We start from the raw sequence: 25,815 nt of genomic DNA on the forward strand, positions 1-25,815 counted from the left end.
GAATTTTTCCGATGATTGCATTGATTTGTCTCTTCTGGCTAGGCTGGGAGTGGATGTGTTTGACTTCTGATCTTCTGCAATTTTCTCTTCCTCCTCCTTCAAAAATCATTAACAGTTTATGGACATATCGGGGACGTTTTCTTTTCCACACCATATCTACGTTTAAAGAGATGGCGGGAGGTTTTGCATTAGCATCGGTTTGTGCTTTCCCCTTGGCTTGGCTGATGGCGCGGTGGAAAGTTATGCGAGCCGTTTTGCAGCCGCTGTTCATTTTCACCCAGTGCATTCCCATGTTTGCTTTGGCTCCATTGATGGTCTTGTGGTTTGATTGGTCCTACTTGGCTGTGATTGTTCCGACAGCACTGATGATCTTTTTTCCTTTAACGATGAATCTGTATAGAGGCCTTGTCTCGACTCCGCAGCATCTTTTGGACTTTTTCCGTTTGCATGAGGCAACTTCCATGCAAATTTTCTGGAAATTGCGTTTTCCATGGGCAGTTCCCTATATGTGGGCAGGATTGCGCATTTCAGCAGCAGTTGCCGGAATTGGCGCTGTTGCCGGGGAGTGGGCCGGTGCTCAGTCCGGGTTGGGTATTTTGATGCTGGAAAGCCGCCGAGCGGCTGAGATCGATGTGATGTTTGGCGCGCTTTTTTGTCTATCGGCGATGAGTTTTGCGCTTTATGCCTGTATTTCGCTTTTTGAAAGGAATCGTTTACGCTTAAGAGGCGTGATGGCGGCTCTTTTTTTTATCGTGATGATCGGCTGTCAGGCTGCTGATTCCGGCAAGACGCGTTTGGTTTTGGATTGGTTGCCAAATCCCAATCATGTTCCTTTATATGCAGGTATTGCGAAGGGATTTTTTAAAGAGCATGGCATCGATCTTGAGATTAAAAAAATACACGATCCAAGCGACCCCATCCCGCTGCTGATTTCCAGGCAAACCGATTTAGCGATCTCTTACTCTAGCTATGTTTTACGAGCGGTTAATCGTGGAGCAGAGATTAAGCCCGTGGGAATTTTGATCGAGGAACCTTTGAATTGTCTCATTTATCGAAAAAATCTTGGAATTGATTCGATATCCGACCTAAATGGAAAAGTGATTGGTTATTCTCTGGATGGCTCGGAAACGCGTTTGCTTAGGCAGCTTTTGCAGTGGAATCATGTCGTTCCTAAAGAGTTGAAAAATTTACAGTTTGATCTCGTTGGAAGTTTGGCTATTGGCCGGGTCGATGCGTTTTACGGAGGATATTGGAATATTGAATCGGAACAGCTGCATATGATGGGGGTGGATACCGATTATTTTTCCATTTCGGAATTAGGAATCCCTCCAATTTATGAGTTAGTCGTCATTTCCCGCAGGAGTGGATCAAGCGCGGAAGCATTTAAAAAGGCTTTGCAAAAAAGTATCGATTATAGCTTGGAACACCCCGAAGAAGCATTTGCCTTATATTTAGATGCACATCCTGACAAAAGTTCTTCGACAAGGAATTGGGAGAAAAAAGCTTGGCTGCGCACATTAAAAGCGCTTCCTAAATCTCAAAGTTTTGATTGGGAAAGGTGGGAACACTTTTTCCAGTGGATGGATGCGCATCATTTGCTTTAGGATACAATCACAGGTTTCTATACCGATCAAATAAGATTTATTGATTTTTTTTTAAAAAATAAATATAATAAATCTAAGGCCGATTTACAAGCATAACTCTATGTAATTCTTATATTTAATTAGGAAAATTTTTAGAAAAAATCGTAATTCAAAGAGATAAATCCATGAGTAACTTTGCAGATTTCCATACATCAGATGCCTTTGGAAAGTGGAAAAAAGAGAATTTCGAAGATGGGAAAATTAAGCTCTATCGCGAAGTTAAGATTGGAGCCAATACCTACAAGATCAGTGTTGGTTATAATGAACATCTTGCCTCGCATATCGATCATCCAGATCAACCGCTTGACACTACTGTAAAAAAAGTGATTGATGAATCTCAGGAACAAATCGAGGCACTCGTCAAATCTTTGGAACAAGAGGCGCAGCCAATTGAAAAAGTGACCGTAAAAACGGACTTAGTCAAGCGCACGAGCACAGTTTCATTAAAAATTTTGGAAAAAGAAGAAGATGTCCTTTCCTTTGATCAACTCCAAGAGAAAAATATTTCGTTTCAAAAAGCAACGACTGGATTTGTTCAATTTGTTGCCAGTTATTTGAAAAAGACGACGGATCTAAATCCGGTTGAAGAGATCCGCTTTTTAGAGAATAAGACTGTTGGATTGGATACTTACAAGCAAAGAACGGTTCAGCAATTAGAATCCATTCTAGCTCAAGTGCGGCAGCAAACCGATCCAGGAATTGATGAGCATGGGGTAAAGAGATGGAAAGACTTTCAAGTTGGTGGACAGAGGGTTGAAATAAAGGAGTTTACAGAGGAAGCCTATAACGGCCCGTTAATGGAGGATTTTAAGGGGAGGCAGCATCTGGTCTATCGGGCCGTCAATACATTTCTGGAAAATAATAAAGAAAATATTGAGAATTTTGGGAAAGTTTCCAAGGGGCTTGTCGAGTTGAATAAGCAATTTGAGGAAAAATACAAGGAATACCAACTCGACTATAAACAGATGCGAGAAGGCATTGTTGCTACCGATCATTTTGTGGAAGTGAATGAAAAACAAGTGGAATTGATCGCGCAGTTCGCGCGGGATGCTCAAGCCCTTGTCAACAAGTCTTTATCTTCCGGAGAGTTGACAATTGACGATATTGATCGGTTGGAAAGAGAAGAGATCGCACGGGAAGGACGGCCAGTTGTCGTGAATATTTTTACAGTTAAAGGTCAAAAATTTTTCAGCATGCAAACTCCGGAATCGAAAGATGATCAAGGCAAAAGTACGCCAACAATTCCAAGCACCTTGAGAGATCAGCCAGGGTTGGCAAATTACGTTGCCACCTCTTTTGGAACGATTTCAGAAGATCAGCAAATTAACATAGACCATTTAGCAGTTCGGCACTCTTCTTACGGACCGATTGCGGTTGAAGATGATTCTTTACGACAGGCCTACGCGATTAAGAATGTCAAACAACTAATGACTGACTTGGCTTCCGCAGCTCTAGAAGGGCAGGAAGGAGGAGCTTCTGAAGATCATCCTCTCACAATCCCGTTGCGCAGCATGATGCTGCTCACTCCGTTAAAAGGAGACCGTTATTACAGAAACCGCAAGCGGTTTGTGGCAGGAAAATGGACAGGAGAAAGCGAAACTCAGCAATTAAAGGAATCTGCTCTTGCCTTAACCGTCATGAGAGATCGAGTGATCCCGTTGCAAATTAACGGGAGAACGGTCTTTGTCAAGCTTGACAGCAGCTACATGAATTTAGGAGCAAATAAAGAAGCGGCAAGGATGGGGGTATTCGGAAAAATTCCTTTATCTTCTTATGAACGAGAAATTAATCATCGCGGATATGCCGAGTTTTTAAGAGATGTAGAAAAACATCTATTACAGCAAGAGATCTCGCAGGAATGTAAGAGTTACTTAAACGAGTTAATTAACAGAGAGTGTCCATCAGAATATAAGTTGAAGCAAAGAGAACTGCAAAAAACAATCTCAGGAATGAGAAGCATGCTAAATAATAAAAAAGAGGCGTTGGAAGACCTCTATATGGAGTATGAAGGCTCTAGGGCTCCGCAAGTTGCCAAAAAGATCGACAGTGCTTGCAAGGAGATAAGAAGAATAGAAAAAAAGATTAACAAGCAGTTTGGAGAACTTTATGCATTACGGATGGAGGCCGTCGATCAAAATCACGAGAACATTCAAGAGCTTCAGAAAGAAATGATAAACAAGTTGAATGAGGAAATACAAGGTGAGATCGATCTATTCAGGAAAAAAAAATTGGAAAGGACCAGGGATATCGTTCACAATTATTTCCTGGCAAAAGAGATTTATCAATCTAAAACGTATCGACAGCCGGAAACAGTGATGGATTTCCAAACGCTATATTTGCAAACGTATGAAATGATTGGGTATATGACCGAGTTTTTTTGCAAAAGTGCTGAAGACCGCACCGGCCGCATCGACAATAAGATCCAGGAACGGCATGCCTTCAGTGCGCTGTATCATCATCAGCCATCGAAGTCCGATAAAAAAGAGATCGATGAAGAGATCGCTCCAGCCATTCACCAGTATTCAACCAGCAAAGACAACACACGGTTTAATTCAGAATCGCCTGGTTTGCAGATTTCCCAAGATGTAAACCCCTCCTTGACGGCGAAAATCGATCACACAAATGCGACAATGGCTAAAAGAGTGATCAAAAAAGCTAAAGAACTTTCGCCAAGCGAGATCATTGTTGAATTGGAACGCAAGTCCGGTTCCTGATTTTATGAAGAAGTTGGCCAGTTTGAGAGGGATCTTTTCTAATCTCTTCAGTAATGTTCCAGCGACTTTTAATGCTCCCATTGCTTAACCATAAAATTTCATCTGCGATTGTAATGGCATCGCGATAATCATGAGTCACGATCAATAGAGTCGATCCATTTTTTTTCTGAATGCTTTTCAAGAGTTGGAAAAGATGTTCTCTTGTATGGATATCCAAAGAGGAAAAAGGTTCATCCATTAAAAGGAGCGAGTGTTCTCGAAGAATGGCCTGAGCCAAAGACACCCTTCTTTTCATTCCTCCTGAAAGTTGATAGGGAAGTTTGTTTTCCGATCCCTCAAGATTGAGCAGGTGCAGAAGCTCCTGCAATAGAGAGCGGTCGATCTCCTTATTTTGCAGTTCTAAGATCAGAGTCAAGTGTTCCCAAACTGTTCTCCAAGGAAGCAGCGTGTCTTCTTGCATAAGGTAGGAGCAGTTGCCCTCAATGTTTATTCTGCCTTCCGAAAGAGGAAGCAGCTTCGCGATCAATTTGAGAAACGTTGTCTTTCCAGAGCCGGAGGCGCCAATGAGTGCCGAGGTGGTCCCTGGCTGAAGAGTGATTGATAGCTCTTCAATAACCTTGATTGCTCCAAAAGAAAATGTTAGATTTTCTATCATTAATGTCATGAGAAATAGGATAGAGGATTTTGTATGGATTTTCCAGATAAACTCAAAGAGGTGCAAAAATATCTTTTTGAAAAGTGTTTAGATGGTTGGCTGTTGTACGATTTTAGAAACCAAAATGATCTGGCTACTCGGTTTTTAGAAATTCCTGATTCGAAAATGTTGACCCGCAGGTTTTTCTATTGGATTCCTGCAAAAGGAGAGCCCCAGAAATTTGTCCATGCGATCGAAGCCGATAACCTTAGCCACTTGCCTGGAAAGCAGGTCCTATATTCCACATGGCAGAAACTAGAAGAGATACTTAAAAAAGCTTTGTCAGGAAAAGAAATCATTTTAATGGAGTACTCTAAAAATAACGCAATTCCTTACCTATCCAAAGTTGATGGGGGAACATTGGAACTTGTGAAAGGGTGCGGTGTTGAAGTGGAGAGCTCTGGCACTCTTTTGCAGCGTTACACAAGCGTTTGGTCAAAAGATCAATATGCCGATCACGTTGAAGCTGCCAGTGTATTATCGAAAGCGGCCGAAGACGCCTGGAGGTTTGTAGGGGAAAAACTCAAGAATCAGGAACAGGTTAATGAATATCAGGTGCAGCAAAAAATACTGGAAGTGATCAAAAGCTGCGGCTGCCAAACCGAAGAGCCTCCTATTGTCGCTGTCAACGCTCATTCTGCCGATCCTCACTATTTGCCCTGTTCGGATCGATGGGACCCAATTAAAAGAGGGGATTTTTTATTAATCGACCTCTACTGCCGGAAAAATAAAGAAAGAGCTCCTTATGCAGATATCACCCGGGTTGCCGTCGCAGCATCCAAACCTCAAGAAAAGCACAGGGAAGTGTTTGAAATTGTTAGACGTGCGCAGGCTGCTGCACTCGAACTTGTCAGGCAGAGATTTCAGGAAAAAAAGAAGCTAATGGGACGGGAAGTGGATCGGGTTTGCCGGACATTGATCGATGCCAGCGGCTATGGGCAGTATTTTATCCATCGTACAGGCCATAATCTCGATGTTCAGCTTCACGGACCGGGAGCAAATCTTGACGATTTCGAAACCCGGGACGAAAGGGAACTTTTACCGGGCACCTGCTTTACCATAGAGCCTGGCATCTATCTCCCGGGAGAGTTTGGCATTAGGCTAGAGTATGATGTGTTTGTTCATCTCGATGGAGAAGTTGTCGTCAATGGAGGAATGCAAAACGAAATCGCCTGTTTATTGTAATGCTCCAATTATGCTATCATAATGCACGCATTATTAGCGGAGAGTTTTAGTGGAGCATAAAAAAAGTACATTATCTGCAATTTTCCTTGTCGCAGGCACCTGTATCGGCGGCGGTATGCTGGCGTTGCCAATTGCTACCGGAATCAGTGGTTTTTTCCCTTCTTTGGCAATCATGGCGATCTGCTGGTTGGCAATGACTACAACAGCCTTGCTGTTGATGGAAGTGAGCCTTTGGATGCCTGAAGGAGCGCATATCATCTCCATGACGTCCAGCATTCTAGGTCCTTGGGGGAAACGGGTTGCCTGGATTCTGTATTTATTTATTTGTTATGCTTCTCTAGTCGCTTATGCTGCAGGAGGAGGCGTGCAGATGGCGTCTGCATGCGACTTTTATTGCCAGCTGCCGATTTCCAAAGACTGGGGAGCTGTGCTATTTACGCTATTGTTAACAGCCGTCATTTTTGTCGGGAACTGGTTTGTCGGACGTATCAATACGTTGCTGTTCGGAGCGATGATTTTTGCTTATTTCATGCTCGTGGGCACCGGTTTTTCTGAGATTAAGCCTTCGCTTTTACTGCATTCGAACTGGTCAACATCTTTGATCGCTGTGCCTTTGCTTCTGACAGCATTCAGCTTTCAGACAATGGTGCCTAGTTTAACCCCTTATTTAAAACGAAACGTTAAATCGCTCAGAACAGCAATCATTGGCGGTACCGTGCTTGCCCTGTTTATTTATCTCATCTGGCAGGCGATGATTCTTGGTATCGTTCCCGTCGAAGGGGAGAATGGATTGGCACAAGCCTTATCTCAAGCGAATTTGCCTGCAACAGAGTTTTTACGCCAGCATGTGATCGGAAGATGGGTGTCTATCATTGCTGAATTTTTTGCCTATTTTGCTATTGCAACTTCTTTTTTAGGGATAGCAATGGGGCTGTTCGATTTCTTGGCCGATGGATTGAAAATCAAAAAAAATTTGACAGGAAAAACAATCATTGCTTTGATGATCGTCATTCCAACATTGATTATTGCTACGCGGTTTGAAAGGGTTTTTATGACTGCAATGGATGCTTCAGGCGGGATTGGCGACTCTATTCTCAACGGAATCATTCCAGTTTTGATGGTGTGGAAAGGGCGTTATCTTCTAGGGTATCAAAACGGATTCCGTCTTCCCGGCGGTAAAGTTGCTTTGGCCGTGATTTGTGCCTTCTTCATTTCTGCGTTGATTATTGAAATCTTGGGAATGGGCGGATGGATGCCTTCTGTTTATGAATCCCATATTCCTTTAGAAATTCATAACCCTTCCGAAATCATTGATTAAGATCCCTCTTCCATAAAGGTTTCCAGTGCAATTTGTTTCATGCGAAGGTGAATGTGATACAAGCCATTTGCCCGGTTGGGGCTTAAGCTCGAACTGACGCCGATCTCTTCCAAGTAATCAGGGGGGCATTTGAGAATGACAATAGGTTCCTCCCCACTGTAAACATGAGTAAGCAAGGCCGCCAGTCCGGAAGAGATCAGAGCTTCGGACTCGGCTTCAAAAAATAATTTCCCATTTTTAAGAAATGCCCGCATATGCATTAAACTTTGACATCCCTGCACTTCATTTGCAGGGATCTTATACTCCGCTTCTAATCCAAGAGAGGATCTCCCGATCTCAATAATTTTTTGATAAATTTCCTCTTTAGAGCGGCAGGATTCGAAAAGTTTTTTTACGTTTTGCTGTTTTTTGATACACGATTCAAACATACAAAAATCTTCATTTTTAAAAGACGATTATAGACAAAGAGTTGATTGACAACAATGGAATTATGCGATTAAATATTCCTATAAAGATCCAAGGGGGATTCAAAGAAAGTACATGGCTAAAGAAGATACAATTAAATTAGATGGTATTGTTGAAGAATTGTTACCGAATATGCATTTTAAAGTGAAACTGGAAAATGGTATGAATGTAACCGCTCATCTATGTGGAAAAATGAGAATGCGCAATATCCGTGTATTGGCAGGAGACACAGTGACGGTGGAGATGTCTCCTTATGATCTCTCCAAAGCTAGGATTATTTATCGTCAAAAATAATTTTCTTAAGAAATTTCATCAGTTGCTGTTGATTTTTTTTGCATAACACACTACAATTACAACCTTTCAAGTTTTAGGGTGTTTCTCTTAGCAGATGAATAGATGAATTTTCGGCTGTTTAGGGAAGCATCCTATAAGATCTTGATTTTTATGGTCTTGCCCAGATAGCTCAGAGGTAGAGCACTTGCATGGTAAGCAAGCGGTCGTAGGTTCAATTCCTATTCTGGGCAAACAAGAAAACAAACAAAAGACTGGAGCCTTAACGGAGGAAGTTAAATGGCGAAAGAAACATTTCAAAGAAATAAGCCGCACGTCAACATCGGAACGATTGGCCACGTTGACCACGGTAAAACGACATTAACTGCTGCTATCACAAATGTGTTGGCTAAAAAGATGGGTGGAAAGGCCCGTTCTTTCGAGGAGATCGATAATACTCCGGAAGAGAAAGCGCGTGGGATTACGATTAACTCGTCTCATGTTGAGTATGAAACGCCTAACCGCCATTATGCTCACGTCGACTGTCCTGGACACGCCGACTATGTCAAAAACATGATTACAGGTGCTGCTCAGATGGACGGAGCGATTCTTGTAGTAGCAGCAACAGACGGGGCGATGCCGCAAACTCGCGAGCACATTCTCCTTGCTCACCAGATGCAGGTGCCAAAAATTGTTGTGTTCCTCAACAAGTGCGATATGCTGGGCGAAGGCGACCAGGAACTTCTTGATCTCGTTGAACTTGAGCTGCAAGAGCTGCTTGAAGCAAAAGGTTATGAGAACGCTCCGATCGTGCGAGGTTCTGCACTTAAAGCGCTTGAAGGCGATGCAGAGTGGGAAGAGAAGATTCTTGAACTCATGAGCACTGTCGATGATAATGTTCCTGAACCTCAGCGTGATGTTGACAAACCATTCCTAATGCCGGTTGAGGATGTTTTCTCCATTTCCGGACGTGGTACCGTAGCGACAGGTCGTGTTGAACGTGGAGTGATTAAACTTAACGATAAAGTGGAAATTGTCCGATTCGGTGATAAGAAAGAATCTGTAGCGACAGGTCTTGAAATGTTCAATAAGCTTCTTGATGAAGCACGTGCCGGCGAGAACGTTGGAGTTCTTTTACGCGGTGTGAACAAAGACGAGATTCAGCGTGGTCAGATTTTAGCAGCTCCCGGATCCTGCAAGCCTCATAAGAAATTTAAGGGTCCTGTCTACGTCTTAACAAAAGATGAAGGTGGACGCCACAAGCCTTTCTTTACAGGCTACAGACCTCAAATTTACATCAGAACAACTGACGTAACAGGTACTGTAAAACTTCCTGAAGGTGTTGAGATGGTCATGCCTGGAGATAACGTGGAAATTGAGGTAGAGTTGATCTACCCTGTTGCGTTGGAGAAAGGGATGCGTTTTGCTATCCGTGAGGGTGGACGTACAATCGGAGCAGGAACAGTTTCCGAAATTATTGAGTAAGACTTCTAGAGTCGCTCTTTTTCTGCGCTTCTGAAAAAGAAGCGTAGATGGGTGTGTAGCTCAGCTGGTAGAGCAGCGGTCTCCAAAGCCGCCGGTCGGGGGTTCGAATCCCTCCGCACTCGATAGCAAGTTTCCCGCATAGGTTGGAAACATGATAAAAATGGAGAAAGCAACTGTGAGTGCTAAGATTATGGATGATAAAAGATCGCAATCCAAGCCTATGGCAGGAAGTGGCGCTTTTAACTTTTTGGGAGAAGTGAAGCAAGAGTTCAAAAAGATCTCTTGGACTGACAAGGACGAACTGAAAGTGTATACAAAAGTTGTTGTCGCTTTCACGTTTATTTTTGGAATGTCGGTTTTGTTTGTCGATGTCATCATTCAACAGGCACTTGCTGGTTTGAACGGATTTATCAGGTTAATTACCGGCTAGAGAAAGATAAGGATAAACTTACATGCATAATTGGTTTGTCGTTCACGTATTGTCGGCACAAGAAAAAAAAGTAAAAAAAGCGATTGAAGAGCAGCGCGACTTAAAAGGCATGACTGACTTGATCGATATTGTACTTCTGCCGGTGGAGAATATTTCGGAAGTTAAAAAGGGGCAGCAGAAGGTGGTCGAAAAGAGAATGTGGCCTGGTTATCTGCTGGTCAAAATGACTCTGACTGATGAATCGTGGGGCTATATTTGTGACGTTCCAGGTGTTATCGGATTTTTGGGGGGAGATCAACCGACGCCTCTGACTCCTCAGGAAGTCGATGAGATTCTGCAAGATATTGAAGAAAAGAAAGAAAAAGTTGTCCAGAAGCATCAATTCGAGGTCGGTGACAATGTGAAGATCATCGATGGTGTTTTCGTGAATTTTGTGGGTACAGTCACAGATGTGCAGCCGGATAAAGGCAGGCTTAGCGTGCAGGTCTCGATTTTTGGAAGAGAGACTCAGGTGGACGACCTTGAATTTGTTCAAGTCGAAGAAGTCACTGAAGAGAGCGAATAAAAAGGAAATCTTGGAAAATGGCAAAAAAAGCAGAAAAATTTATCAAACTGCAAATTCCGGCAGGAAAAGCTAATCCTGCTCCGCCAATCGGACCCGCATTGGGTGCGGCAGGCGTGAACATCATGGCCTTCTGCAAGGAATTTAATGCAAAAACTCAACAAATGGCAGGAGACATTCTTCCTGTTGTGATTACTGTCTACTCAGACAAGTCATTCACTTTTATTTGTAAAAAACCACCCATGGCTCAGATGTTGAAAAAAACATTGGGGCTTGAAAAAGGATCGGCTGTTCCTAATAGGGATAAAGTTGGCAAAATCACAAGAGAGCAGGCGGAACAGATTGCGAAAGATAAAATGCAGGATCTGAACTGTCGAGATCTTGATGCTGCTGTCAATATCGTTTTAGGAACAGCTCGTTCAATGGGAATTGAACTCGTAACATAAAGGATAATATGGGACGCCTTAGTAAACGTTTTCGGGAGATAGCGGAATCTATTGATGTGCAAAAACAACACACTTTAGAAGAAGCCGTCGAATTATTAAAACAACTTCCTCCGGTTAAGTTTGATCAATCGATTGAAGTTGCGTTGAAGTTGGGCGTGGACCCCCGTAAGTCAGACCAAAACGTACGTGGAACTGTTTCATTACCGAATGGAACAGGTAAAACCACACGTATTCTCGTGTTCGCTCGAGGCGACAAGATTCAAGAAGCTCTTGACGCTGGTGCGGATTATGCAGGGGATGACGAATACTTTGAAAAAGTCGGCAAGGGATGGACGGATTTTGACGCCGTCGTTGCTACGCCTGACTTGATGCGGGATGTGGGAAAATTGGGTAAAATACTGGGCCCTCGCGGCTTAATGCCCACCCCAAAAGCTGGTACGGTCACAAATGAGATCGGAAAAGCCATTCAGGATTTGAAAGGTGGAAAGATTGAATTTAAAGTTGATCGGTATGGGGTTGTCAATGCAGCTGTTGGTAAGCTCTCTTTCACTGTACAGCAGTTGGTAGAGAATATCAAGTCGTTGATTGACGCCATTCAGAAGCAAAAACCCGCTAGTTCAAAGGGTCAATACATGAAATCGTTGGTTCTTTCTTCAACGATGGGTCCAGGCCTCAAAATCGAACTACGCAAAGTAGAGACAATATAGGGGAGATGTGAAAGATGAGATCAGAAAAGCAACTTCTCCTTGACGAAATTAAGGAACAGATTGAAGGGCATGATAGCTTTGTTATCATGCAGTATTCAGGTCTGGATGCAAATCGTACAAGCGACTTTAGACGTCAGATAGCCGATCACGGCGGTAGTATCGAGATTGTCAAAAAGAGAGTCTTAATCAAGGCCGCTAACGAGTTAGGTATTGAGCTTGAGCTTGATCAGCTTCCTGGTCATATTGGAATTGTTTTCACAGGTGAAGACTCTATTCAAGCCACTAAAGCTGTTTTCGAACTTCGAAAGGCGACTAATAACGGCGTCAATGTTCTTGGCGGTCAGTTTGATGGGCGTCTGCTCAATGCTGAAGATGTTGAAACCTTGTCTAAACTGCCAGGCAAAGATGAAATGCGAGCGCAGTTGCTAGGTGTGTTCGCAGCACCAATGCAGCAAACAGTGGGTGCGATGAATGCTCTCTTGTGTTCCATTTTGTACTGCTTGGATAACAAGGTAAAAAAAGAAGAAGGATCTAACTAAAAGTTAACTATTTTTGAGAGGAATAAAAAGTGAGTACAAAAACAGAAAAACTCGTAGAAGAACTCAGTAAATTGACTGTTCTTGAGATGTCTGAGTTGAAAAAAGCTTTAGAAGAGCACTGGGGTGTAGAGGCTGCAGCAGCAGCTGTTGTCGCAGCTCCTGTTGCTGCTGCAGCTGGCGGAGAAGCCGCTGAGGAAGAAGCTACTGACTTCGAAGTGACTTTAACAGAAGTACCTGCTGACAAGAAAATTGCGGTGATTAAGATTGTCCGCGAAGTTACAGGTCTTGGACTAAAAGAAGCTAAAGAGTTGGCTGAGTCTGCTCCTAAAGTTTTGAAAGAGTCTGCTCCTAAAGCGGAAGCGGAAGAGATCAAGAAAAAGCTAGAAGACGCTGGTGCTAAAGCAGTCTTAAAGGGAGTCTAGTTCTTGATTAGTGCTGCAAACGTTGAATTTCAATTATTTCAGTGCTAAAATTATGCCCAGGCTTTAAGAAATATCAATAATATTTCTTATTGCCTGGTCTTGTGTATACCGATCGTGATTCAAAAATTGGGAATTTGACGAGAAAATGCCTGGGATTTGGATGAACCGAAGTTGATGATGTCAAAAATCAATTTTTGAATCACGATCGCTATATTTGTGAGTTTTTTTAGGTTTACAGTAGGGAGTCCTCCATTTATGACGCAACGGCCACCAAATCGTGTCAGTTTCAAAGAAAGCAAAGAGATTATAGATCTTCCCAATCTCATAGAGATTCAAATTAAATCATTCAATCAATTTCTGCAGATCGATAAATATCCTGAAGAAAGGGATAATATCGGCCTACAAGAGGTTTACAACGAAATTTTCCCCATCAAGTCTTATGATGAAAAAACGATCATCGAATTTTTGTCTTACAGTCTTGGTGTGCCAAAATATCCGCCTGATGAGTGCATTCGACGAGGAATCAGCTACAATGTCACTCTGAAAGTTAAATTTCGCCTGACAGATGAAACCGGTATCAAGGAGGAAGAGGTCTATATGGGGACCATTCCGATCATGACCGACAAAGGGACTTTCATCATCAACGGTGCTGAAAGGGTTGTCGTTTCCCAGCTTCACCGCTCTCCTGGAATTTGCTTTGAGCAGGAAAGGCATCCACGTGGAAACATTTTGTATTCTTTCCGCATCATCCCATACCGTGGGAGCTGGCTTGAAGGGGCATTCGATACAAATGACATGATTCACATTTATATCGATAGAAAAAAAAGACGCCGAAAAATTTTGGCAACGACATTTATCCGTTCTTTGGGGTATTCCACAAACGCCGATATTATTGAAGAGTTCTTTAGCACTCGTAAAATGAAAATTAAGTCGGAAAAAGATTTCGAAAAGCTTGTTGGTAAAATTCTTGCTGAGGATGTGCTTGATGAAGAAAGCGGGCTGATTTTTGGCAAGGCTGGCGAGAAATTGACAACAGCGATGCTCAAGAGAATGGCAGACTCTGATATCAGCATGGTCAGAATCGCAGAAGATGCTGACGAAACCAGTCCGATCATAAAAATGCTGGCAAAGGACCCGACGGACTCATACGAAACAGCTCTTAAGGATTTTTATAGGAAAATCCGTCCTGGAGAGCCTGCAACGCTTTCCAATGCCCGTTCGGCAATGATGCGTCTGTTTTTCGATCCCAAACGGTATAATCTTGGAAGAGTTGGCCGTTATAAGCTTAACTCCAAACTTGGATGCGAAGTGAATGATGAGGTGCTTGAAGTTGTGACCTTGTCTAAAGATGATGTGATTAACGCTGTCAAATACTTGATCCGTCTTCGATCCGGCGATGAAAATGCGTATATTGATGATATCGACCATTTAGGAAATCGGCGCGTGCGCTCTGTTGGCGAGTTGATTCAGAACCAGTGCCGCATCGGCTTGGCGCGCATGGAAAAGATCATTCGCGAAAGGATGAATCTTTTCGACTTTACTTCCGATACGCTTACTCCCGGTAAAATTGTGTCTGCCAAGGGGCTTTCAGGTGTCTTGAAAGATTTCTTCGGCCGTTCTCAACTTTCACAATTTATGGACCAGACAAATCCTGTTGCGGAATTAACGCATAAGAGGCGTCTTTCCTCTCTTGGGCCGGGAGGCCTCAATCGCGATCGTGCCGGTTTTGAGGTGCGCGACGTGCATACAAGCCACTATGGAAGGATTTGTCCAATTGAAACACCTGAAGGTCCGAACATTGGTTTGATCACCTCTCTTTCTTCTTTTGCGAAGATTAACGAATTCGGATTCATCGAGACTCCGTATAGAATCGTGCGCGATGGGGTTGTAACGGAAGAGATCGAATACATGACTGCTGATCAGGAAGAGAACTGCGTCATTGCTCAGGCTTCTGTTTCATTAGATGAGTTCAACATGTTTGAAGATGAAATTTGTTGGGCAAGGTACCGTGGAGAACCGCTTGAGATCGAGTCATCCAGAGTGACTCATATGGATGTTTCCCCTAAGCAGCTTGTCTCGATTGTCACAGGGTTGATCCCGTTTCTTGAACACGATGATGCTAACCGTGCGTTGATGGGATCAAACATGCAGCGTCAGGGCGTACCTTTATTGGCTCCTGAAGCGCCGATTGTTGGAACGGGGCTGGAAGCGCGTGCAGCCAGAGACTCGGGAGCTGTTGTGATTGCGGAAGAAGATGGCACAGTTCAGTATATCGATGGCAATAAGATTGTCATTGCTCCGAAGAAAAACCCCATGGAGAAGAAAACTTATCTTCTGAAAAAGTTCATGAGGTCGAACTCTGGTTCCTGCATCAACCAAAAGCCTTTGTGCAAAGTCGGGGAAAAAATTAAGTCCGGCGATGTGATTGCCGATGGTCCTGCTACCGATAATGGCGAGATTGCTCTTGGGCGCAATGTGCTTGTAGCGTTTATGCCTTGGATGGGATATAACTACGAGGATGCGATTATTATCTCGGAGAAGCTTCTTAGGGAAGATGCTTACACATCAATTTATGTAGAAGAGTTCGAGCTGACAGCGCGCGATACGAAACTAGGTAAAGAAGAGATTACCAGAGATATTCCAAATGTCTCTGAAGATGCCTTGATTAACTTAGGCGATGATGGAATTATCCGAATCGGAGCCGAAGTGAAGCCGGGCGATATCCTCGTCGGTAAAATCACGCCTAAATCGGAAACCGAGCTTGCTCCGGAAGAGCGTTTGCTTAGGGCAATTTTCGGAGAAAAAGCTGCTGATGTAAAAGATGCCTCGCTTGTCGTTCCTCCGGGGACTGAAGGGGTTGTGATGGATGTCAAAGTATTCAGCCGCCGCGACAGACTCTCCAAAACGGATGAGGAGTTAGTCGAAGAAGCTTCCCGTCTAAAGGATTTGCAAAGAGAGTATAAGCAGAAGCGCAGCGAGCTGAAGATGGAGCGTCATGAACGTTTGGGAGCTCTTTTGTTGAATGATAAAGCTCCAGGCACCATTGTTCATCGTAAAACAGCGGAAATTGTGCTTGAAGAGGGAGTGCTCTTAACTCAAGATGTGATTGAAACGTTTGAAGATTACAACGTCGATGATCTCATCATGCCGGAAAATCAGGTTTACCAAACGCTCAAGCAGGTGCTTCATGATTATGATGTTAAGCTGCAGACGTTGGAAACGCACTTTAAAACTCAGCTTGAGCATCTCAAGAAAGGGGATACCGATCTTGAGGCTGGAGTGATCCGCCAAGTGAAGGTTTACGTCGCATCCAAACGCAAGCTGCAAGTTGGTGATAAGATGGCAGGCCGCCACGGAAATAAAGGGGTTGTCTCCAATATCGTTCCGGAAGCAGACATGCCTTTTCTTGAAAGCGGCCAAACTGTCGAGATGATCCTCAACCCGCTTGGGGTGCCTTCACGTATGAACATGGGTCAGCTGTTTGAAACCCATCTTGGCTTTGCCGCCAAATTAAAAGGGATTAAAATTAAGACTCCTGTGTTTGAAGGATTTCCTGAAGAGGAGATCTGGAAGATGATGAAAGAGCAAGGACTTCCGGAAAACGGCAAGTTTTTCTTGCAGGACGGACGGACTGGAAACCGTTTCGACAACACCGTTGTTGTCGGATACATTTACATGCTTAAATTAAGCCACCTCGTTGCTGATAAAATTCACGCGCGTGCTGTGGGGCCATATTCGCTTGTTACCCAACAGCCGCTTGGTGGTAAAGCACAAATGGGTGGACAGCGTTTCGGGGAAATGGAAGTGTGGGCTGCCGAAGCTTATGGCGCCGCACACTTGTTACAGGAATTATTGACTGTAAAATCTGATGACGTAACAGGTCGTACCCGTATCTATGAATCAATTGTCAAAGGGGAAAATGTTCTGCGCAGTGGAACACCTGAATCCTTTAATGTATTGATTAAAGAGATGCAGGGATTGTGCCTTGATGTGCGCACAGAATCAGTTGAGGAATCAGAATTTTAGTCTTATAGGAGTTGTGAAATAAATGGCAGACTTAAGTGAACAACAGCAGGAATTTGATAAGCTCACCATTCAGATTGCAGCTGATGATGTGATCCGAGGCGACTGGTCCCATGGGGAGATTAAAAAGCCTGAAACGATTAATTACCGTACGTTCAAACCTGAGAAAGGCGGGCTATTTTGCGAAAAGATTTTTGGACCGACTCGTGATTGGGAATGCGCTTGCGGGAAATACAAAAAGATTAAGCATAAAGGGATTGTTTGTGATCGTTGCGGCGTAGAAGTGACGCTTTCAAAAGTTCGGCGTGAAAGAATGGCCCACATTGATCTTGCAGTGCCGGTCGTCCACATTTGGTTTTTCAAAACAATGCCTTCCCGTATCGGCAACGTCCTTGGAATGTCAACGACTGATCTGGAAAGAGTTATCTACTATGAAGAATATGTCGTGACGGATCCAGGGCACACTGAACTTGAGAAAAAACAGCTTCTGAACGATGTAGAATATCGGGAAGCTCAAGAGAAGTGGGGAAGGGACGCGTTTGCCGCTCGTATGGGAGGTGAAGCAGTCTATGAACTGCTTGCCACAGAAGATCTTCAACTTCTGCTGATCGATTTAAAGGAAAAGCTTCGTCGCACAAAATCGCAGCAAGCACGCATGAAGCTTGCCAAGCGTTTGAAAATTGTTGAGAGCTTTGTGACTTCAGGTAACAAGCCTGAGTCAATGGTGATGTCTTGTGTTCCGGTTATTCCTCCAGAGCTAAGGCCTCTTGTGCCGTTAGATGGCGGAAGATTTGCAACTTCGGATTTGAATGACTTATACCGTCGGGTGATCAACCGAAACAATCGTCTGAAGGCAATTCTCAAACTCAAAACACCGGAAGTGATTGTCCGTAACGAAAAGAGAATGCTTCAAGAAGCTGTCGACGCTCTTTTTGACAACGGACGCCATGGTCATCCTGTCATGGGTGCAGGAAATCGTCCTTTGAAATCTTTATCTGAAATGTTGAAGGGGAAACAGGGACGTTTCCGTCAAAATCTCCTTGGTAAACGTGTCGACTATTCCGGGCGCTCTGTGATTATTGTAGGACCTGAATTGAAATTCAATCAGTGTGGTCTTCCAAAGTTAATGGCGCTTGAATTGTTTGAACCGTTTATTGTGAAGCGTTTGAAGGATCTTGGCTATGTCTATACCATTCGGTCAGCTAAAAAGATGATCCAAAGGCAATCGACAGAAGTTTGGGATGTTCTCGATGAAATCATCAAAGGGCATCCGGTTCTTCTCAACCGTGCGCCGACGTTGCACAGATTGGGAATTCAAGCGTTTGAGCCGGTACTTATCGAAGGTAAGGCGATCCGTATCCATCCGTTAGTCTGTGCGGCATTTAACGCCGACTTTGACGGTGACCAAATGGCTGTTTACGTCCCATTATCTGTAGAAGCACAGTTAGAAGCAAAGCTTCTGATGATGGCGCCGGATAATATCTTCTTGCCCTCTTCAGGAAAGCCGGTGGCGATTCCTTCTCAGGATATGACCCTGGGATTGTATTACCTCATGTGCGATCCGATGTATTTCCCGCAGGAACATGGAAAGAAAACACGCGTCTTTAGTAATGCTGAAGAGGTTTTATTGGCATTGCATGCCAGCGGTTCTTATTCATGGTACGAAGAGGAAAAAGGGGAGGAGCACCTGTTCTATAATCGGGGCATCCGCATCCATGAAGAGATTAAGCTAAGAACCAAAGACGGGATCATCAAAACAACTCCAGGGCGTGTTGTTTTCAATACGATTGTGCCAGAAGAGTTGGGCTTTCAGAACTACAGTCTTCCAAAACAGAAAGTCGGACAGCTGATTCAGACTTGCTATAAGAAGGTTGGGCTTGAACGCACTGTTCAATTTTTAGACAATTTGAAAAACCTTGGCTTTAGAGAAGCGACTCGTGCTGCACTTTCCATGGGGGTTTCAGATGTTTGTGTACCGGATAAGAAGCAGAAAATTATTGATGAAGCCCACGAAAAAGTTGCTGTGATTAAGAAGCAATACGAAGACGGGATCATCACTGATGGTGAGCGGAAATCAAAAACCATTAGCATTTGGACAGAAGTTCAAGAAGTGCTGTCTGATGAACTTTTCGAAATGTTGACTGATGTCCGCGATGGTACGCGCAATCCGATCTATTTGATGATGGATTCCGGTGCTCGAGGAAATAAATCTCAAGCTAGACAGCTGGGAGCTTTGCGTGGATTGATGGCTAAGCCTTCTGGAGAAATTATTGAATCTCCGATTACATCTAACTTCCGTGAAGGGTTGTCTGTTCTGGAATTTTCGATCTCTTCTCACGGTGCGCGTAAAGGTCTTGCGGATACTGCTTTGAAAACAGCGGATTCCGGATATTTGACTCGTCGTCTTGTCGATGTGTCTCAAGATGTGATCATCACCGAAGATGATTGCGGAACGTTGAATGGAATTGAAGTTTCTGCGATCAAGCAGGGGCAAGAGGAGCTGCTTCCGTTGAAAGACCGTATTTATGGCCGCACTGTTTGTGAAGATATTCTTCTTCCAGGCGATTCAACGAAAATTTTAGCTAAAACTGGCGATGTACTGACTCTTGTGCAAGCAGAAAGCATAGACGACTCAGGGATTGAAACGGTGAAGATCCGTTCTGTATTGACTTGTGAGACACGTCGCGGTGTTTGTCAAAAGTGCTATGGAACGAACTTGGCGAACGGTAAATTGATTAGCCAGGGAGAGGCAGTCGGTATTATTGCTGCTCAGTCGATTGGTGAACCGGGAACTCAGTTGACGATGAGAACCTTCCACCTCGGGGGGATCGCATCTGCTTCCTCTAGCCCTCACCTTGAAACAGAGTATGAAGGAATTCTGGTCTATCAAGATTTGCGCACGGTTCTGAATGAAGAAGGACAGTGGGTGACTTTGAACAAGAACGGAACTCTTAATATCGTACCGGACGAGGGGCGTTCTCTTGAAGAGTATAAGAAGCTCTTGTCGACGAAATCGATCGAACCGCTGCAAACATTTACAATTGAGCTCGGAACGAAGATTCTTGTCGCAGATGGTTCTGTCGTTAAAAAAGATCAATTGATCGCTCAGTGGGAGCAACATAACATTCCAATTATCTGCGATCGTCCGGGATACTTGAAGTATGAAGACCTTGTTGAAGGGATTTCGACAGAAAGGGAAGTGAATAAACAAACTGGACAGGTAGAGCTTGTCGTCAAACAGCATCGCGGAGAGCTTCACCCTCAGATTACTGTCTATGCTGATGAAGAGTGCAAGGAGCTTGTCGGTACCTATCCGATCCCTTCGGGGGCAATCATTTCTGTTGAAGAAGGTCAGTATGCAAAAGCTGGAACGATGCTTGCACGTCTGCCTCGCGGAGCGATGAAGACGAAAGACATTACTGGCGGTCTGCCTCGGGTAGCAGAGCTGTTTGAGGCTCGCAAGCCGAAAGATTCTGCTGAGATTGCGAAGATTGACGGAACTGTTGATTTTCGTGGTGTTCAGAAGAATAAGCGGATTGTCGTTGTCAGAGATGAAGTTTCGGGAATGGAAGAGGAACATCTGATTCCTCACAACAAGCATTTGATTGTGCAAAAAGGAGATCATGTTGTTAAAGGGCAGCAATTGACAGATGGTGTTGTGATCCCCCATGAGATCCTTGAAATTTGCGGTGTTCGCGAGTTGCAGAAATATCTGGTTAATCAGGTGCAGGAGGTTTACCGTCTGCAGGGAGTCGACATCAACGATAAGCATGTTGAGATCATCATCAGACAGATGTTGAAAAAAGTGCGTGTTGTTGATCCTGGCGATACAAGACTTTTGTTTGGCGAGGAAGTGGATAAAAAAGAATTTGAGCTTGAAAACTTGAAAACAGTTGCCGATGGTGGAAAGGCTGCACAGGCAGCTCCTGTCCTTTTAGGAATTACCAAGTCTTCGTTAAGCACGGATTCGTTTATTTCTGCTGCTTCATTCCAGGATACGACACGTGTGTTGACTGAAGCTGCGTGTGCAGGAAAAACCGACTATCTGCTTGGTTTTAAAGAAAACGTGATCATGGGGCATGTTATCCCTGGTGGTACTGGTTTTGAGAAACACAAGCGTGTCAAAAAATTTGTCGATCGTGAATTGATCGAAGAGTTAGTCTTCGATTTTGAAAGTGTTCCAAATTAATTGGAATGCTTCTTTATTAAAGGCGAGGTTCTACAACCTCGCCTTTTTTCCATACTGAATCCCTCAGATTTTGAATTTATTTCACTATATATGGAATCAACTTCAAAAATCGGTTTTTGACGTCGTCGGCAGCTTCTAATTTTGAGGCCTATTCAGGCTCGCGCTGCAACAGCTTCGGCTTTGCCTGGTTCAAATTCAATACAATAAGAAATGTCAAATATTCAATAGATTGATTTAATTTAATTAATAAATTATAATTTTTTAAGGGTGTTTTTGTTAAATGAGGTGGGAAATGACAGTTAATTCAATTTTTGGAGGAGAAAGAAATTTTGATCAATTAAGTTATCAAGAGATGATGGATTGTGAGATAGATAAAGGGGTTAAAATTTCTGATGTTATCTTAGTGATGTCAAAAGCTAATCATGCAGGGCGTTTTTTTACTCAGTTAGGTTTTTTTTTTAAAGGAAAAGGATGGGTTAGTCCCGATATGCTAAAAAATTTGAGTATTAACGATTTAATACAGATACGGCAAATCTGTAAGAAAACTATCGACCTTTCAGGAAAAATACAAGAAAAGGCCAATGTAAAGAAACAAAAAAAAATCATGCAGCAGGTTGCTGTATTGGGGACGGCTACTCTCACAGAAGTCTCCCAAAGAGAAGAAAGTTTATCAGATTTTCTTAAAGATATAGCTGAAGTTTCACCTAAAGTATTACATGCAAGCCCAAAACTTTCTGCTCTCTATTCCTCCTATCTTCAAATGGTTAATCAAAATCAAGAGGAATCCGATCTAAAAGGCTTTAGTCATTATTTAGCTAAAAAGGAAGCCGAACATAATTTTTCGAAACTTGAAGAATTTGATATTCACATTGGAAGGAACCAATTGATAGGCAATCAAAAGGAAGAGGAAAATTGGCAACAAAAAATGAAAGATTATTTGCTTGCATTAATGACTCCTTATAAAGATCAGGAAGGGGCGAAAAAGTTGTTCGAAGAATCTCCAGAGATGAAAGAAGCATACGAGGCGTTCAAAGAAGAATGCTATGATGCAATAGATAAAGAACATGGAATTTTATGTAAATCTGATTATCAGAAAATCTTAGAAAAAAAAGAAAATGCAGTTAAGACAGCTTCTTCTGCAGAAGCTAAGAAGGATGCAGAAAAAGAATTGGAATATATTAGAAAACAGATCGAAAAGCTACCAGAAAAAAGATCAGATGATCAAAGAAGTATTTCAAAATTTAAAAGGCGTAACGAGTATCCTTTTTATGATGTTTTTCTGAATCAGATCATTGAAAAGAGGATTGTTGGAGTTCCTGTTCAGAGCAATGAAGGAAAATGGTTGGAGGGTTTACCTGAGCAGTTAAATTTTTGCTCTGATTTATATAAGAAAGCATTTGAAAACCTCGGCATTATGATCTCTTTAAAAAATAGCAATATACGAGACAGTGAACGTAAACAATTCCAGTATATTAAAGTTCTTGTTGAAGACCCTAGGTTTCAATTGAGTGCAAAAAAATTTTTAGAAAATTTTTTGAAAAATGAAATGAATTATCAGGAATTGTATAGTAAATATGCTAAAAATTTCGATCAATTAAAGAAAAATTATGAAGATTTGATCTTTAAAGAAAAAGGAATTAAGCCGCCAGATACGTACAGTAGGAATTTCGCATCTGCTTTGTATTTAGCTGCTGCGTTACATTTAAGTGCTGATGAACTGGAAAAATTTGGCAGTCGTATGGAGAATTTGGAGAAAACTGTTTCGGGAAGAGATGAAGCCTCTAACTTTATTGCTACCTTAGCATCTGGAGTTCGTTGGCCAAAAAAGGTGGGAGAATCTGACCCTTATGCGGATTAAGTTTTTGCGAGTTGCTGATCGACTTTTTTTCCCAAAAGAAAAACACAGCGGATGCAAAGGCTGATTCCAATAATCACCAGTATTCCTACAACAGGTGCGCAAGCAGACACGGTTGGAAGCCCGATCAGCAGTGCTTGGTAGATCATCGAGCTTCCCGTTTTTCCCACTCGCGCGCCCACGCCGTCGATTGCCGCTTTGCCATGGATCTTTTCTGACTGAGACAAAGGGGTAAATGCGAGCTCTTTGGTCGGTTCAAATAGCGTGTATTTTCCTCCACAGCTGAGACAGATGTGTAAGGAACCTAGGAAAGCTACTGTTGAAAGAGGAATAACCACCGGATCTCTTTCAGAAAAAAATAACGCTGTAAAAAACACCGCAGCTGTTGCTAATGTGACAAGAGGCGTTAACAAGGCTGTTTTTGTCCATCCGCAATGTTTTAAAAAAGGACGGCAGATGAAAAGGGTAAAAACTGTCGAAATCAAACCTGTGACAAGCGTGACGTAGCTCAAATAGGATGTAAAATCTTGCGGATCTGGATAAAGCTTTAGAACTTCATTTTTCCAAACAACATCTGACAAGTTAATCACAAGGTTGTAAGTGAGTCCTATCGACGCTAAAATCATCAAATAGCGTGATTTGAATACTCCAATAAATGTTTTAAGAAAATGTTTCTTCTCTTTAGCCTCGGTTTCTTTAGACGGTACTGAAGGGCAGTACTTGAGGAAAATGATCAATGCAGCGATTCCGCAGAAAAGAACAAGAGTGGTGAGAGTGTAAAGAGAAAAATCAAATGGGTTGGCAAAGAGGTGAGAGAAGCGGCTTGATGTCAAAAAGATCGCTATCGGTCCGGCAAACAAAGCGGCTGTTGTTCCCGCTAATGTCAAAAAGGGATAGATCTCTTTTGCATCATGAAATTTTGTAACTGCGTTTGCGTACCCCCAGAAGACAACCGAATAGACCATCGTGCACCAGCATTCCGCAGTCACATAAAATAACGAATAGCTCCAATATCGAACAACTGCGATCAATCCTTTCCATCCAGCTGGAAGGATAAGCTGCATTTGATCGGCAACGCTGTTTAAATGTAGAGACTCGCGTAAAGGATAGCAGAAAAAGGTGAAAAAGGCATAAGAGGAAAGAAAAAATACGATGATTGATGAAACAGCAAACCGAAATGAAATTCTTGTTGCCATCCAAGTGAAAACTGCTAGAAACACCATACTTATAGGAAAAAGGAGCCACATTTTCGCAAAAGGGATCGCTTCAGCTCCTGCATCAGGAGCTGTCACTAGCAAGGTTTCTTTTAATGCCTTTAAAATAAAGTAATTAAATGCTAAGAAAAACGAGACGAATACTAACGGAAAATAATGGCTCTTAAACTTTTGCATTTTAACAGATTATCAAATAATCTGTTAAATATCAATCGTTCGAGGAAGTTTTGCAACTTCCTCATTCTAAAAATACTTGTCCTGTATCTTTTTTTCAAGCTTGGCAGAGTCTGCTGCGAATTTACGAATCCCTTCGGCTAATTTTTCTGTCGCCATCGCATTTTCATTGAGCATCCAACGAAATGTTTTTTCATCGATTTCAATTTTTTCGATCGGCTCGTCTTTGGCATGATCTGCAGAAAGCTTAATGGGAAGTTCGCCTTTCTCATTGCTGATCTCCTCAAGAAGGTTTGGAGAGATCGTCAAAAGATCGCATCCAGCGAGCTCGAGCACTTCCTCTTTATTCCGGAAGCTGGCACCCATGACTTGTGTTTTAATTCCAAATTTCTTGAAATAATGATAAATTTGGGTGACTGAAAGCACTCCGGGATCTTGATCGGCAGGATAGCTTTCTACTCCTTCTGATTTTTTATACCAATCGAGAATGCGACCGACAAAAGGAGAGATGAGCGTCGCGCGCGCATCGGAGCAGGCGACTGCTTGTCCTATGCTGAACATGAGCGTCATATTGCAGTGGATTCCCTCTTTTTCCAGCTCTCGGCAGGCTTGGATTCCTTCCCATGTCGAGGCGAGCTTAATCAGAACTTTTTCCCTAGGAACCCCGACTTCATGATAAAGGCTGATAAGGTCCCGTGCAGTTTGGATGCTCTCCTCCACATCAAAAGAGAGGCGGGCATCTACCTCTGTAGAAACACGGCCAGGAATAAACTTCAGGATTTCAGCGCCGAAATTGACAAACAGCTTTTCCATCAAGAGTTTTACCGAGCCGCCTTTACCTTTGGCATAATGGACTGCATCTTCGATCAGATGGGCATATTGCGGCTTTTCCGTTGCCTGCAAAATAAGAGAGGGATTGGTGGTCGCATCTGTTGGGGCATGAGCTTTTACCGCATCAATATCACCAGTATCCGCAACGATTGTGGTGACTTTTTTTAGTTGTTCAAGTTTATTCATTTTTTTACCTCTCACTTCTTAAGTCTAAGCCAGGTTCCATGCGAAACAAGATGGAGACACTGCGATCGCCGATCGTTAAGTCTAGGCTTGAATTCAGCCTGGTAAGCAAGAGATTATAAGGGATTTTAACCTTTTGGCTGCCAACGTCGATACCAATCGCAGCGTTTCCTAAAATCTCCTCGCTCTCAACAATCTGCCTGCAAAGCGCTTCAAATTTTCGCAGCTGTCTTCTCAGGGTTTCATCATCGAGAACGTAATGCTTCCGACAACCCGAGCATATGATGGGAGAGTCTGGTTTGTCCAGATCAAAAATCGAAAAATTCACAGGTTCGCTGCACTCTAGGCAGTCAAACTCCAAATGGTGGCCTTTTTGCATAAATCGTCCGTTGAATTTGGCTTCTCTTAAGCTATCTTAACATAGCTGCCTCCAATTGCTCAAGTTGATGTTTGAATTAAATAAGCC

20 protein-coding genes and 2 tRNA genes are annotated in these 25,815 nt (G+C 43.0%); 17 read left to right on the forward strand and 5 right to left on the reverse strand.

From position 1 onward, the window contains the following. Positions 1-11 precede the first annotated feature (11 nt). Both WCW_RS02750 and WCW_RS02755 read left to right on the forward strand, forming a co-directional pair. Complete coding sequence (locus tag WCW_RS02750) at positions 12-1,604, forward strand: ABC transporter permease/substrate-binding protein (RefSeq protein WP_162268179.1); 1,593 nt, start codon at positions 12-14, stop codon at positions 1,602-1,604. Positions 1,605-1,768: 164 nt separating this feature from the next. Then, a complete protein-coding gene (locus WCW_RS02755; protein WP_013181672.1) occupies positions 1,769-4,357 on the forward strand; it encodes a hypothetical protein in 2,589 nt (862 codons plus the stop codon). Here WCW_RS02755 and WCW_RS02760 read toward each other — a convergent pair. Continuing rightward, complete coding sequence (locus tag WCW_RS02760; protein WP_162268177.1) at positions 4,323-5,012, reverse strand: ABC transporter ATP-binding protein; 690 nt, start codon at positions 5,010-5,012, stop codon at positions 4,323-4,325. The genes WCW_RS02755 and WCW_RS02760 overlap by 35 nt on opposite strands. 33 nt (positions 5,013-5,045) lie before the next feature. On the opposite strand from WCW_RS02760, the gene WCW_RS02765 reads away from it, so the two are divergent. After that, positions 5,046-6,236, forward strand: coding sequence for a M24 family metallopeptidase (locus WCW_RS02765; protein ID WP_013181674.1), 1,191 nt, complete (start codon positions 5,046-5,048; stop codon positions 6,234-6,236). A 49-nt stretch (positions 6,237-6,285) separates the two neighbouring features. Continuing rightward, on the forward strand, positions 6,286-7,554 hold the full coding sequence (locus WCW_RS02770; protein WP_013181675.1) for an amino acid permease: 1,269 nt from the start codon (positions 6,286-6,288) through the stop codon (positions 7,552-7,554). Here WCW_RS02770 and WCW_RS02775 read toward each other — a convergent pair. After that, positions 7,551-7,982: a SufE family protein gene (locus WCW_RS02775; RefSeq protein ID WP_013181676.1), complete on the reverse strand. Its 432-nt coding sequence runs from the start codon at positions 7,980-7,982 to the stop codon at positions 7,551-7,553. The two genes, WCW_RS02770 and WCW_RS02775, sit on opposite strands and share 4 nt — an antisense overlap. A 112-nt stretch (positions 7,983-8,094) precedes the next feature. On the opposite strand from WCW_RS02775, the gene infA reads away from it, so the two are divergent. The 13 genes from infA to WCW_RS02840 all read left to right on the forward strand — a co-directional run bounded on the left by infA (position 8,095) and on the right by WCW_RS02840 (position 22,950). Beyond that, positions 8,095-8,313, forward strand: coding sequence for a translation initiation factor IF-1 (gene infA / locus WCW_RS02780; protein WP_013181677.1), 219 nt, complete (start codon positions 8,095-8,097; stop codon positions 8,311-8,313). 158 nt (positions 8,314-8,471) lie between these two features. Beyond that, a tRNA-Thr gene (locus WCW_RS02785) sits at positions 8,472-8,543 on the forward strand. A 46-nt stretch (positions 8,544-8,589) separates the two neighbouring features. Next, positions 8,590-9,774, forward strand: a complete 1,185-nt coding sequence (tuf, locus tag WCW_RS02790) for an elongation factor Tu (RefSeq protein WP_013181678.1) — start codon at positions 8,590-8,592, stop codon at positions 9,772-9,774. 49 nt (positions 9,775-9,823) lie between these two features. Continuing rightward, positions 9,824-9,896 (forward strand) — tRNA-Trp (locus WCW_RS02795). A 29-nt stretch (positions 9,897-9,925) separates the two neighbouring features. After that, positions 9,926-10,204, forward strand: a complete 279-nt coding sequence (secE, locus tag WCW_RS02800) for a preprotein translocase subunit SecE (RefSeq protein WP_013181679.1) — start codon at positions 9,926-9,928, stop codon at positions 10,202-10,204. Positions 10,205-10,226: 22 nt separating this feature from the next. Beyond that, positions 10,227-10,769, forward strand: a complete 543-nt coding sequence (gene nusG / locus WCW_RS02805) for a transcription termination/antitermination protein NusG (protein WP_013181680.1) — start codon at positions 10,227-10,229, stop codon at positions 10,767-10,769. A 17-nt stretch (positions 10,770-10,786) separates the two neighbouring features. Further along, on the forward strand, positions 10,787-11,212 hold the full coding sequence (gene rplK / locus WCW_RS02810) for a 50S ribosomal protein L11 (protein ID WP_013181681.1): 426 nt from the start codon (positions 10,787-10,789) through the stop codon (positions 11,210-11,212). A gap of 8 nt (positions 11,213-11,220) precedes the next feature. Then, entirely contained in the window at positions 11,221-11,919 is a 699-nt protein-coding gene (gene rplA, locus WCW_RS02815; protein ID WP_013181682.1) for a 50S ribosomal protein L1, read from the forward strand. Positions 11,920-11,933: 14 nt separating this feature from the next. Next, positions 11,934-12,458, forward strand: a complete 525-nt coding sequence (gene rplJ, locus WCW_RS02820; protein ID WP_013181683.1) for a 50S ribosomal protein L10 — start codon at positions 11,934-11,936, stop codon at positions 12,456-12,458. Positions 12,459-12,487: 29 nt separating this feature from the next. After that, the gene (rplL, locus tag WCW_RS02825; protein WP_013181684.1) at positions 12,488-12,880 is read left to right on the forward strand and encodes a 50S ribosomal protein L7/L12; all 393 of its coding nucleotides are present in this window, start codon (positions 12,488-12,490) and stop codon (positions 12,878-12,880) included. A 255-nt stretch (positions 12,881-13,135) separates the two neighbouring features. Beyond that, positions 13,136-16,906 (forward strand): DNA-directed RNA polymerase subunit beta, encoded by a 3,771-nt coding sequence (rpoB, locus tag WCW_RS02830; RefSeq protein WP_013181685.1) that lies wholly within the window; start codon positions 13,136-13,138, stop codon positions 16,904-16,906. 22 nt (positions 16,907-16,928) lie between these two features. Further along, complete coding sequence (rpoC, locus tag WCW_RS02835; RefSeq protein WP_013181686.1) at positions 16,929-21,092, forward strand: DNA-directed RNA polymerase subunit beta'; 4,164 nt, start codon at positions 16,929-16,931, stop codon at positions 21,090-21,092. A gap of 292 nt (positions 21,093-21,384) precedes the next feature. After that, positions 21,385-22,950 carry a hypothetical protein gene (locus WCW_RS02840; RefSeq protein ID WP_013181687.1) on the forward strand — a complete coding sequence of 522 codons (1,566 nt, stop codon included), beginning with the start codon at positions 21,385-21,387 and terminating at the stop codon, positions 22,948-22,950. Here the strand turns inward: WCW_RS02840 and WCW_RS02845 are convergent. The 3 genes from WCW_RS02845 to WCW_RS02855 form a co-directional block, all read right to left on the reverse strand. Further along, entirely contained in the window at positions 22,947-24,338 is a 1,392-nt protein-coding gene (locus WCW_RS02845; RefSeq protein ID WP_013181688.1) for an Npt1/Npt2 family nucleotide transporter, read from the reverse strand. The two genes, WCW_RS02840 and WCW_RS02845, sit on opposite strands and share 4 nt — an antisense overlap. Positions 24,339-24,404: 66 nt before the next feature. Beyond that, positions 24,405-25,352 carry a transaldolase gene (gene tal / locus WCW_RS02850; protein WP_013181689.1) on the reverse strand — a complete coding sequence of 316 codons (948 nt, stop codon included), beginning with the start codon at positions 25,350-25,352 and terminating at the stop codon, positions 24,405-24,407. 4 nt (positions 25,353-25,356) lie between these two features. Further along, positions 25,357-25,728 (reverse strand): hypothetical protein, encoded by a 372-nt coding sequence (locus tag WCW_RS02855; RefSeq protein ID WP_013181690.1) that lies wholly within the window; start codon positions 25,726-25,728, stop codon positions 25,357-25,359. Positions 25,729-25,815 lie beyond the last annotated feature (87 nt).

This window comes from Waddlia chondrophila WSU 86-1044 (genome assembly GCF_000092785.1).
Lineage (GTDB): Bacteria > Chlamydiota > Chlamydiia > Chlamydiales > Waddliaceae > Waddlia > Waddlia chondrophila.